Genomic DNA, 11,200 nt, shown 5'->3' with positions numbered 1-11,200 from the left:
TTCACAAATAGGTTCAAAATATTAAATATTTTTATATTCATTGTATCACTTCTTATTCCGGTATGGCGCCCGATTGCTTAACAATGATGAAATCATTTAGAGGTTATTTCTCCACCAACCCCCAAACATTACCGAAAGGATCAATGAGTTGGCATATCCACACTTTATCTATTCCAAAAATTGGCCCACGAAACAAGTGGCATCCGTGGGATTCAAAGTGTGCAATGGTTTCCTTAATATCTGACACTCGCCAGTATGTAACCTGTCCGGCAACACCGGATGATACTTTCTCATCGCTTGGATGTATTCCAACAGTAGCGTTTGCTAAATGAAAAGCACAATAATTTTCGTCGTCAAAATGAGGCTTTTTGCCAAGCAATTCTATAAACCACTGTTTCGCATTCTGGACATCATTTACGAAAAAAAGTACCTCCTCCACACCTAATATCCCGTTCATTTAATCCCTCCAGATTCTTACAATCTTTTACCCGTTAGCCCATTTTAAAATCCTGCTTTATTCCTTAATCTAGCCAATCTTCGCATAACCCTTATTCCAGATAGGCGTCCGATTGCCGAACAGTGTATTTACAATATTTCTGTTATAATTCCTTCTTTAACCCCAAATTGGATAAGTCCTTTAAAAGGTAATGTCGCCCTATGCCATCATTTTTGGTTGTTCACTATAGCCTTCCTTTAGTTTTTTTCGAACTCTTCTTTTTATCTCATATTCTATTTCTTCTTCGTCGGTTCTAACGTTTATGTATTCTTTAGAACAATTGCGACATACCGCAGCTTTACTATTTGGAATTAATCTTAATTCACCAAAGTCATCATCACAAACTGCAATCAAATTACTAATAGTATATTTTCCATGAAACGAACTAAACCTCCATTTCCACTGCCATTCGACACCGTCAATTTTGTCGTTATTATACTCTTCGTAAATGCTTAGTTCGTTGCTAATTTCCTTAGTAGAAGTACCGTCAGCGAAATAGCTTTCGTTATAACTGTTGTCGCCTGCATTTTCATCCTTTTTTTGTGGGTTTATTAATAAAACACCACCGAGAAATAAAAAGATAAAAAATAACAACCACCAACCATTTATTTCGAAAAGGCCAATTGACATAAAGCTAATAAAGCTGAGAATATCCCATTGATATAGATAATTCCCAAACATTCCGCCAAACACAGTAATAATTAATGGAATGATAATAGACCAAAAAATCTTACGGTATTTCAAATTATGTACCCCCAATTTTGATTAAACTTTATTTATTAAGTATACCAAAATCAAGGTATTATACTACTGGAAAGGCACTTATTAGATTAGTACGCCCGTTTGCGGTATACCAGACTAAATAAATCATTTAAAAAAATCATTTCACTTAAAAGACTCTGCTACGGCAATTAATTCTTCTTTAGTGACTTCTTCTTTAGATTGCTGGGCTAAATAAGACAGGCTATAACTGATACCATTTTCTTTCCAATGTAAGATTTTCGTATTCGCTTTATTCGTCTTATATTTACCTTTAATGTCGCCAATCTTGATTTCTTCATATTCGTTATCTTGAATTTGGAAATCGCCCTTAAAAACTGCTAAACTCAAGTGATTACCTTCACCAAAAAAGTCAATTGTTATGTGCTCCTTGTTAAATGGATCTTTGGCAACACCTGTATCTTCAACTTTAAAGGGAATTACAGTTAGCAGTTCCGGATTAAAATCCTCTTTTTCAATCTGTGATTTAATGTCTGTGGAATCGAAAGACGCCAAATTCCCACTTTCACTTGTCTGTTTGCTACACCCAACTAAAAGTAGCCCAACTGTTATCGACAATAATAATATTTTTTTCATACCATCCCCCCAAAAAAATTAAAATCAAAAGATTAAATTAATTCCAATTATTAACCCCTATTACAGCATATATTTATTCAATAAAATGGCTCTTCTCCGCAAAATAAGACACCAATCCTTATTCCAGATAGGCGCCCTTTAGTTGAATAAACTAAAGGCTTATATATTTTACGGAAATAAGATCAAAATAAGCCGTCTATATCAAGGGCTATCAGGATCTAGACGACTTTCAGACGTTCTCGTTTTATTCGACGATGTCCGCATTCAGCTCATGGTCTTTAACATACGCAATGGGCAGTAACGTACTTTTAAAATCAAAGGCTTTCAACACTTTATCTTTTTTGACTCGGTTTGGCAAGTCAGGGTTTGCAAGCGCACTAGTTCCTAGAGATACGAAGTCGGCTTCATTTTGGTGAAGGGCGTTGTTTGCGGTTTCCGGATCACCAAGCTTACCATTCGCAATAACAGGGAGTTTTCCGTAATCCTTAGCTGCCTTCGCTAATGTCTTAGTACCTTCACCAAACGCTGGGGCTGTTCCATTACCGTCCGTGACGTGAATGTAATCTAAGGATGTCTCACCAAGTTTAGAGAAAATGGTCTCAGCCGATGATTCACCCTCCTGCCACTTATGCTTGGAATCGGATACCTTGATTTGTGAGATGCGAATGCCGACAATATAATCCTCGCCGACAGCTTGGCGTACATCATTTATAACTTCCAGCATCAACCGAAGGCGATTCCCAAGTGAACCGCCGTATTGATCTTCACGATGGTTGAGGTAGTCAGTTAGGAACTGATCTAACAAATATCCATTAGCACCGTGAAGTTCGATGCCGTCAAAACCAGCTTCTTTTGCGTGAAGCGCCCCATTCACAAAAGCCCTTTTAACATCATCAATATTTTGTTTCGTCATTGATTCAGGCGTTGGAAAGGGTCCGGAGCCGCCATAGAATTCCAATTGTTCTCCTTTTGGTGGAATCTCAGATGGGGCTATGGTTTCATTCACGTAGGCATTTCCTTGAGATTGACCGCCGGCATGCATAAGCTGGGCAATGAATAAGGTGTTATGATTGTGAACGGCATCAACGATAGGTTTCCATGCTTGTACATGTTTGTCATTGGCTAGACCTGGTTGGTTATCATACCCCTGACTGTGACTTTCATCGAAATAAATTCCTTCTGTAATAATGGTGCCAAAACCGCCTTTAGCAAACCGTTCATAGTATTCCTTCATACGGTTATTGGCGAGCCCATCTTCTTCCGCGCTCACACGAGTCATAGGGGAAACAATAAAACGGTTCTTGATATTGGTATTTCCGATATTAAAATCTGAGAATAGGTAATCGTATGCCATGTCTATAACTTCCTTTCTGTGCGATGTCAATCAAATTTTAGGTTTTATGTGTATGAATATCAAACCATGCGCTCACAGTTATTATGTTATAGACGTGTTCACCGTATTCTAAAATAACAGGAACATGTTTATGGTGAGGGTGAACAATGCGCTAGCATTGATCTCTTCACCTATTACACAAAATGACTTAATGAACCAAAAAGAGCGCAGGTCTTATTCGTTTCTTGCGCCCGTTTATTGAACAGTTTTTTTCGGATGTTAACTTGGTATCGTAGTGCGTTTAGATGACGTTTTTTTCTAAGCCACGCTTATATTTTATATACATAAGCCCGGAGTAAACCACTGTGTAAATTATGGAAAAGATGAGAAAGTCATATAATCCTCCCGAAAATACAACAATCTCCAATATAAAAAACATTGCATTCGCTAAAACTAAAACAATGAGTGTATGTCTCAACAATCTGTAATTTTTCTGCACAATCCAATGATCTAATTTAAAAGCTAGTAGCCCCATAAGCAGAACAAAAAATAATCCAAATAACGATACAGTTAGACTTTTTTGCTCTACAACATAACTAGTATAAAAAACTACCACAGATAAAACAGCAAAAAGTAAAACACCAAGCCATTTCTTAACTCTGATTTTCCATTTCATCTTTCTCCCCCTTCTTCACAGCATTATATGAGATATTGGGATTTCCTTTCCCGCAGGATTGGACGTCGATACTTATTCCAGATAGGCGCGCCCGTTCGTAAGATTGGTGGTACAAATATTGGCCGTTTCTATAGGGTGCTTCTACCACGTATCTCCACCCGTAGGTGGCGGCCACTGATTCAGATAACGTCTGACGAATACAACTTGTCCGGAATGATAACTATTATGAGAAATTAAGGAAAGGAGATGTTCCACTTGGCCATTTGAATTCCCATGCTCATTTTCTGCTAACCGTACAGCTTCATTTAAACCATCAGTAAATCTGTTTACAGTCAATTCCCAACCTCTTTTGGCGGATGGTTTTACCTCTGTAGGCCATGTCTCTGAGGCGTGTTTTGGCGGTACTGTCTCCTCTTTCCTCAAAAGACGTAAAATATATTCTTGCCAGTAGATCATATGATTTAGAATTTGCCAGATTGAATGCTGGTTAGGAACCAACTCGCCTGCTTGATTGATGCCTAATCCACCAAAGATTGTCAATGTGTTTACGTGAGCATTTTCTCCGTATAATCCTTTGGTTAAATGGTTCATAGCTTAGTCACCTCTCCTGTAAAAAACTACTGAAACTTACCATCCTTGCACCGATTGCGGAAAGTTTAACACATCTAGATTTCACATAATTCAACCACTCATTCATTTTTCATCATTGTTGAAATGTAAGTTAAACCGTATTTTTCTGGATCAATAACATTAGGACGTGGTAAAAGCCTTAAGTCTGTTATTATCAACCACAACATAGCAATTAGTAAAAAAACTATACCTGCAAAAGCTAAAACATAGTTGGCTGTAAAAAATACCGTGATTGTTCCACCTATAAATGATCCCAAAGGCATTGCTACAGCGGAAGCACTTTCTAATACCGTAAAAGCTCTTGCCAGAAAATGCTCCGGTACAATTCGCTGTAATGTACTTATTAGAACAACACTAGTTACACCGATTGGTATCCATGCCAATCCGAAAGCAACCACACTAAGCGTATTAAACGGGATTATAATTGATACTATCCAGAATAATGCTGTAAAAAAATAAGAAAAAGCATATAATTTACCCAACGGAAAGCGGTCAAAAAAATTGCTCAATAAAGAACCAGCCAGGGTTCCTGCAGCTAGAGAAGCCATATAAAACCCATACATATAAGCGCCACCACGGTCTCCTGCATAAACAGGGAGCACAGCAATATTTATACCAATGGAAAAGTTGGTCAAAAAAAGTACAATAACGCACTTAGCAAGAATTGATTGTTTAATGTAATAAATTCCCTCTTTGAGCTTTGTTTTATAGCTTATGAATGAATGAATCAGTTTTTGTTTTTCAGCAACAGGCTTTACGTCCTTCATTTTTGGCAGCTTCAATAGGTAAAAGAAAAAAGCAGCAATTATAAAAGTGGATGCGTCAACTAAAAAAATAATAGTAGCACTGAAAACAGTTACAAGAATACCTGCCAATGCGTTAAATACGAGATCCACTCCTTGATAAGCGAAAGCCATATACGTATTACCACTGGTAAGCTGATTATTTTCTAAAATTTTAGGTATAGCAACAGTTTGAGCTGGATAGGCAAATTCTTCGATGAATGAAATAAGAGGCATAATAATTAGTAATACGGTGATGGTTAACAGATCAAAGTAAAATAGAACTGGAATCAGTAACACAAGAAAGAATTGAAGTACTTGTGTAGTTACCATCGTTTTACGTAAAGGCCATCGATCAATTAAAGGGCCAATCATAAATTGCAGCGCTTGTGGCAAGAGAGTAAGTGCACCTACCAGACCGGTATAAAAAGCTGATCCACCCAATTGATAGACCATCCAAATGGCTGCAACTAAATAAATACTGTCACCTGCGTTAGTAATTAACCTTCCCAAAAAGAGATTTCTAAAATTGGAATTGGAAAATAATAAACTGATAAAACCATCCTTCATTTTATTGATTTAAGGGGGAAATACCTTACTCTCATTATACCATTTATCCCTTACATGAAGGAGGTTGTTCTACCTATTAATTTTTAAAAATATAAAACGGATAGCCAGGCAGTTTGGTCGAAAATAATTCATTAATTTATCGTTCTTGGTTTCTACTCTTATTCCTTTAAATAACCCGAAAGCAGCAATTTGGACGCTGCATTTATTCCAGAACAGCGCCCATTTGTTGAATAATACTAGATTCAACTTAGAGCTGCATCCCCTGATCTTTCTCCAAAATCAGAACTGAAAATTCCCATCTCTCATTAGAAGAACCTCAGTTTCACCTTCCTTAATACCCACTACTTTCATGTCTGCGGTACCAAAGGTCACGTTAACTGATAAAAGGGACGTATTCAGCCCTGCTTCCTCCAAGGCTTTCCCTGACAGTTTGCTGCCATGCTGTAGGTTGGAAGGAGAAGCGTTGCCGATGCCGATATGACATTCCGTATTTTCATCAAATAGGGTATTGTAAAAGAGCGCGTCTGTTTGGGCAAGAGGAGAATTGCTGGAGACAAGGGCAATTTCACCAAGATAATGGGAACCCTCGTCTGTTTCTATGAGACGTCGTAATGTTTCTTGGCCAGTGGAGGCATCATAGTCCGTAATCCGTCCATCTTGAAAAGTGAGGATAACATCATTGATGACACTTCCTCCATAGACAAGCGGTTTCGTAGCCGCAAGTTTGCCTTTTACCTCACGCTTATGAGGGACAGAAAATATTTCCTCTGTCGGGATGTTTGGAAAGAACGGTATTCCCTTGTTATCTGTTACGCCTCCGCCGATAAAAATATAATCTTCAGGCATGCCGATGTATAGATCAGTACCTCGGCTATTGGTAAAGTGCAGGGTGTCAAACTGGCAATTGTTTAGAAACGTTTTCCTAGACTCGAAGGCACGGTCATGATTTTCCCAATCTTTTATGGGATTGGTTCCATCTGCCCGTGCTCCACGCAAGACAGCTTGCCATAACGATTGCACGGCTTCCTCTTTACTTAAGTGAGGAAATACTTTCGTGGCCCATGCGAAAGACGGGACAACTAGAAGGCACCAGCGCACCTCATGAGACCTGATTTTCACATCATGAGCCTGCAACTTGGCGCGACATGCCTTTTGGAAACGGCTCATCCGTTCTGCGGGGACATCCTTAAAGACATCTGGATTTTCAGAAATAATATGTATGTAAGCAGCACCCGCATCGTCCCATTCCTTAAAGCGAGCATCCTGCCAGTCGGGAAAGTGATCGATGGCATCATCTGCTGCATTTTTATAAAATGCTTTGGCAGACTGTTCATCCGTCCAGTCAATCACCACATTTGAAGCCCCCGCTTCATAGGCTACCATTTGGATAAAATGTGCAAATATAGAATTTTGTATGTCACTATGGATGATCAATAATTGATTTTCTTGCAGATTTATACCAACCCGTACAGCAAGCTCTGAATACTTTTTCAATTGTTCTTCACTAACAAGGTCATATATTCCTTTAATCATCACACTTAGCTCCTAACCTTTTATTCTTTATAAAGCAATCTGGCCTGACAATGGCAAGTTGGGCGCTAGTCTTATACGATAAGCGCCCGTTTGCGTAAGATTAAAGCCATCCTTGGCCAATTTTAACATTTGCCAAATAGCTCCTAGATGATATTATCCAATTAAATTCCCAAGCTTGGGAACTTGACTAGCCAGAACCCCAGAATCTGTTCTCCACTCAAAAGCTGGACCGATCCCACCATATTCAAGTGAAGCAACCCAAGGCTCTGGCCAGTTACCGGTTTGGATGTTTTTAAGCACCCAACCAGCTAAATCCCAATCCTCTTCTGTCATTGGCATACTATCCCTCAAGCGTTGATTCCTATCCTGCTGATTACCTGTAATATGTAGTTCCTTCAACCGATCAAGCGGTAGCTTTTTTATATAATCATACACATCTGTTCCGAGATATTTACAGGTCATTTGTGAGTGCGCTGTATCCAATAGAAACCCACATTTAGTTTCCCTGATAATTTTTGAGATTACATCGGGCTCAATAATAGGTCTGAGCATATTTCCGTCATAGCTTCGGTATATCACATTTTCGGCAATCACCCGATCTGAACCAAAACGTTCAGTGACAATATTAATATCTTTTATCACCCGTTCAGCCACTTCATTAATTTGCTTAGCATCCTGTGTGTTTATGTCGATGTGCGGGTAATCTTTTGCAAAAGCTACCAAGTGTACATTAATATAATGCGTGTCTGTCTCTTCTAAGAGTTTTTCGATGTTTGTCCAATCAACATTATCAAGATCTCCTCTGCCTGCATTCAAATCAAAATGTACATAAGCTGGTCTACTTGTTTGTGCTATCCTGATCAGGTTTGAATCAAAGTCGGGACATTTAAACATATCAATCTGAATGCTATCATCTTTCACTAATTTATATGTTTCCGGTGAATAATTTACAGCATATTTCATGAAGCTCCCCCTATTTTTAGTGATCTTCAATTAACTTGCCTGCTTATTCGATTACTGCGCCCGATCGTATTGCTTAATAGAGATTATTTCTTACCTAAAGAAAAACCATCAAATAAACGTCCACCATATGGATGCAATATTTCATCAACCAACTTGATAACTTCATTTTTGGCACCACTTCTATAAAATATATCAAAGGCTTCAACAAACTGCTCTGCGAAATTTACGTCGTAATCCCTTAATGAACGTATTATCCATTTAGAGGCACCAATCCACTTATTATTTGTTCTTAATACAAATTCACTGACAAGTTCAGCAAGCGTATTAGCAATGAAAATTTCTTCTGCTCTATTATTACAACCAATAAAATCATCAAGAGTGTCCGTAATAAAGTATCGTTTCGTATTTATTATCTCAATTGACCACTTTTCTGGACCTTTCGATAATAATTCTTTTGCTTCACATTTGATTGAGTCAATTACCCCACCACCTTTTAGAATTATACCTTCTGATACCATTCGAGGCAGTGATGGTCTAGCTCGTTTATAATCGCTTTCAAAATAGTGTTGATAAGATTTTAGGTTATGTGCAAATACTTCTATCTGCCATTCATAAGCAATTAGTGACTCCCTATAAGAAGATCTATATGTATCATCAAATATTACTATATCAAGGTCTGATGTACTTGTGGCTTCACCACGAACAACACTTCCAGCCAGTAAAGCTCCATCGCAATTGGGATAATAATTATTAATACATTTTTGTGCTGCTTTTACTGGTTCTAACTTATTAAATCCCCCCATAAATACATCCCTCTTTTTAATATTACCCTTGTTCAACTCTACTACCAATTCCCGAAATTGCTATATTTTGTTCCATTTTTATGTATATAGATTAGTTGGTATAGCAGGGTATGGAATAACACCTTTAGTTTTGAATCAAGTTCGCTAATTCAAACCAATAAGCATCATCCCAATAACGATTTGCAGCACCCGAAGTTGAAGGAGCTACATATATCGAAGTTGAATAATATGTTTCAGGTTGCAACCCATAATAAGTAATCCTTCTGTTTAGGTATTCTTTTGCAGCTCCTTTCCCATTAAAACATAAGAACTTCGGTTGATAATCAGATATTGTTCTGCTTAATTTTTCTACATCATATTGCTCTTTTTTTATATCTTTATCATTTCCGTTCCAATCTTTTACTAAGTCAGTTAGTCCAATTCCATATGTTAATAGTTCTTTATAGTCTATAGGGTCTAACTTTAGTTGAGTTAAACCTACTTTATAAAGAATTGTCCAAAATTTATTTCTTGGATTTGAATAATAATCACCATTTTTTGCAGATTGATTACCAACAGCAGTCCCACAAAAGATTACGTTTAAATCATCTTTTAATAAATCAGGCAACAAAACAATCACTCCAAATAGCGAAATATGAGTCTATTATAACATCAAAGATATTTACAGAATCGCGCCCTTATCTTGAGCAAAGTAATTAGGTATTATTTTGTCTATTCTCGAGGTCATTAACCCTTCTCTCAAGATTTGAAATCTCCTCTTTTAAATCATCAGTTGGACTTTTAATCCTATGATTTATTCCTTTAAGAATCGCAATTATAGCTATAATAAAAACGATTATTCCGGCAACAAATATCATAATTATCTCCATAAATTAAATTACGTCCTTTCTCACAAAAATGACCTTATCAACCAGGAACTATCCAATCCCAATTATTTTTAGCATCTGATATAAAGACCATTTCACAGTATACGCATTCTAATAACTTATACGTAATGCTAATATTAAAGTTTCACAACCTTCTGTCGCTAACCTGTCCTTTAGCTTAATCATTCCAAACTTCTGTTTTTCCACAAGGAGTTATGCCATAATCTGGCCCAATGAACCAAGAAAGGGCGCAAGTTTTATTCGATTCTCGCGCCCGATTGCAGTACAACTTTTAACCGAAAATTGTTATGGCTCACTAATTTCCCATTGCAAGCAAAAGAAAATAAGCACCTATTAATACTGCTCCGTTTAATATGATTCCGATTAAAATAAACCAAAACTTTTTCGAGGCTATTGCAAAAATAATACCAAGCACCGAAAGCACAGTAAACACGATTACACCTAAAGTTAAATTCGCATTTGGTCCTCTTATGATAAAGAAGAAAATTACACTTATTAAAACCGTTAGTATCGATAACGTCCCTAAAATATCCTTTTTATTCAAGTTTAGCCCCCTTTATAACACTGTTTCACAAAAGGGTCTAATAATGCAATATTGGCTAATTCATATTAAAGATTAGCGCCCGATAACAGAAGATCGCCTCACGGTGCAACAAGCTCTACTTTTATTCTGTCCGGATCCTCAAAATAGAGGGCATAATAGTCTTCACCCCTGGCTGGGTGCTTATCCTTATAAAGGATATTGATACCCTTATTATTTAGTGTTTTAGTCATTTCATCGACATGTTGTCGTGAATCCACGTGAAATGCTAAATGATTAAGACCGACACGACACCTATGATATGGAATATCCAAAAACCTTTCCTCCGTTTGTACAAAAACGATATAAGTATCTTCTAATTTCCAGCTTTGTCCGCCATCCCATTTTTGAAAGGCGCTATATCCTAGTTCACCTAGGAACCATCCCCAAAAGTCAGTTGACTTTTTTAAATCCGAAACGTATATCTCCACATGGTGTAGTAATCCCTTAGTCAAGAAACGTCCCCCTTATTTTATTCTGCAATATGGCCAGACTTATGAAATAAATTACTCCGAAACTGCGCCCTATAATTGAAGAGTATAATAATATCTAAAGAGTTAACATAAATCCATGGATGCCTAAATAAATTCC

The 11,200-nt window shown here is 37.4% G+C and carries 13 protein-coding genes; all 13 read right to left on the bottom strand.

All coding sequences use genetic code 11. From position 1 onward, the window contains the following. Positions 1 to 103: 103 nt before the first annotated feature. The 13 genes from ABD010_RS14845 to ABD010_RS14785 all read right to left on the bottom strand — a co-directional run bounded on the left by ABD010_RS14845 (position 104) and on the right by ABD010_RS14785 (position 11,064). A complete protein-coding gene (locus ABD010_RS14845) occupies positions 104 to 457 on the bottom strand; it encodes a VOC family protein (protein WP_343814777.1) in 354 nt (117 codons plus the stop codon). Between the two features lie 198 nt (positions 458 to 655). Then, on the bottom strand, positions 656 to 1,240 hold the full coding sequence (locus ABD010_RS14840; protein ID WP_343814774.1) for a hypothetical protein: 585 nt from the start codon (positions 1,238 to 1,240) through the stop codon (positions 656 to 658). Between the two features lie 141 nt (positions 1,241 to 1,381). After that, a complete protein-coding gene (locus ABD010_RS14835) occupies positions 1,382 to 1,852 on the bottom strand; it encodes a DUF4367 domain-containing protein (RefSeq protein ID WP_343814771.1) in 471 nt (156 codons plus the stop codon). Positions 1,853 to 2,096: 244 nt separating this feature from the next. Beyond that, positions 2,097 to 3,206 carry an oxidoreductase gene (locus ABD010_RS14830; RefSeq protein ID WP_174615477.1) on the bottom strand — a complete coding sequence of 370 codons (1,110 nt, stop codon included), beginning with the start codon at positions 3,204 to 3,206 and terminating at the stop codon, positions 2,097 to 2,099. A 280-nt stretch (positions 3,207 to 3,486) separates the two neighbouring features. Continuing rightward, a complete protein-coding gene (locus ABD010_RS14825) occupies positions 3,487 to 3,861 on the bottom strand; it encodes a hypothetical protein (protein WP_343814765.1) in 375 nt (124 codons plus the stop codon). Between the two features lie 141 nt (positions 3,862 to 4,002). Beyond that, complete coding sequence (locus tag ABD010_RS14820; RefSeq protein WP_343814762.1) at positions 4,003 to 4,452, bottom strand: DinB family protein; 450 nt, start codon at positions 4,450 to 4,452, stop codon at positions 4,003 to 4,005. Between the two features lie 98 nt (positions 4,453 to 4,550). Beyond that, positions 4,551 to 5,843: an MFS transporter gene (locus tag ABD010_RS14815; protein WP_343814760.1), complete on the bottom strand. Its 1,293-nt coding sequence runs from the start codon at positions 5,841 to 5,843 to the stop codon at positions 4,551 to 4,553. 279 nt (positions 5,844 to 6,122) lie between these two features. Next, positions 6,123 to 7,376 (bottom strand): aminopeptidase, encoded by a 1,254-nt coding sequence (locus tag ABD010_RS14810; RefSeq protein ID WP_343814757.1) that lies wholly within the window; start codon positions 7,374 to 7,376, stop codon positions 6,123 to 6,125. 153 nt (positions 7,377 to 7,529) lie between these two features. After that, a complete protein-coding gene (locus ABD010_RS14805) occupies positions 7,530 to 8,339 on the bottom strand; it encodes a multinuclear nonheme iron-dependent oxidase (protein ID WP_343814754.1) in 810 nt (269 codons plus the stop codon). 83 nt (positions 8,340 to 8,422) lie between these two features. After that, the gene (locus ABD010_RS14800; RefSeq protein ID WP_343814751.1) at positions 8,423 to 9,142 is read right to left on the bottom strand and encodes a nucleotidyltransferase domain-containing protein; all 720 of its coding nucleotides are present in this window, start codon (positions 9,140 to 9,142) and stop codon (positions 8,423 to 8,425) included. Positions 9,143 to 9,266: 124 nt separating this feature from the next. After that, positions 9,267 to 9,749 carry a mismatch-specific DNA-glycosylase gene (locus ABD010_RS14795; RefSeq protein ID WP_343814748.1) on the bottom strand — a complete coding sequence of 161 codons (483 nt, stop codon included), beginning with the start codon at positions 9,747 to 9,749 and terminating at the stop codon, positions 9,267 to 9,269. A 575-nt stretch (positions 9,750 to 10,324) separates the two neighbouring features. Next, on the bottom strand, positions 10,325 to 10,573 hold the full coding sequence (locus ABD010_RS14790; protein WP_343814745.1) for a hypothetical protein: 249 nt from the start codon (positions 10,571 to 10,573) through the stop codon (positions 10,325 to 10,327). 98 nt (positions 10,574 to 10,671) lie between these two features. After that, positions 10,672 to 11,064, bottom strand: coding sequence for a VOC family protein (locus ABD010_RS14785; RefSeq protein WP_343814742.1), 393 nt, complete (start codon positions 11,062 to 11,064; stop codon positions 10,672 to 10,674). Positions 11,065 to 11,200 lie beyond the last annotated feature (136 nt).

The sequence above is a fragment of the Virgibacillus siamensis genome (genome assembly GCF_039522605.1).
Taxonomy (GTDB): Bacteria; Bacillota; Bacilli; order Bacillales; family Amphibacillaceae; genus Lentibacillus; species Lentibacillus siamensis.
Note: the sequence above shows the minus strand (reverse complement) of the source record. Positions and strands in the feature narration are given on the sequence as shown.

Bases quoted from the DNA above. Each gene is read 5' to 3' on its own strand.
- ABD010_RS14805 (WP_343814754.1), bottom strand. From the start codon at position 8,339: ATGAAATATGCTGTAAATTATTCACCGGAAACATATAAATTAGTGAAA.
- ABD010_RS14835 (WP_343814771.1), bottom strand. From the start codon at position 1,852: ATGAAAAAAATATTATTATTGTCGATAACAGTTGGGCTACTTTTAGTT.
- ABD010_RS14845 (WP_343814777.1), bottom strand. From the start codon at position 457: ATGAACGGGATATTAGGTGTGGAGGAGGTACTTTTTTTCGTAAATGAT.
- ABD010_RS14810 (WP_343814757.1), bottom strand. From the start codon at position 7,376: ATGATTAAAGGAATATATGACCTTGTTAGTGAAGAACAATTGAAAAAG.
- ABD010_RS14830 (WP_174615477.1), bottom strand. From the start codon at position 3,206: ATGGCATACGATTACCTATTCTCAGATTTTAATATCGGAAATACCAAT.
- ABD010_RS14825 (WP_343814765.1), bottom strand. From the start codon at position 3,861: ATGAAATGGAAAATCAGAGTTAAGAAATGGCTTGGTGTTTTACTTTTT.
- ABD010_RS14820 (WP_343814762.1), bottom strand. From the start codon at position 4,452: ATGAACCATTTAACCAAAGGATTATACGGAGAAAATGCTCACGTAAAC.
- ABD010_RS14815 (WP_343814760.1), bottom strand. From the start codon at position 5,843: ATGAAGGATGGTTTTATCAGTTTATTATTTTCCAATTCCAATTTTAGA.
- ABD010_RS14800 (WP_343814751.1), bottom strand. From the start codon at position 9,142: ATGGGGGGATTTAATAAGTTAGAACCAGTAAAAGCAGCACAAAAATGT.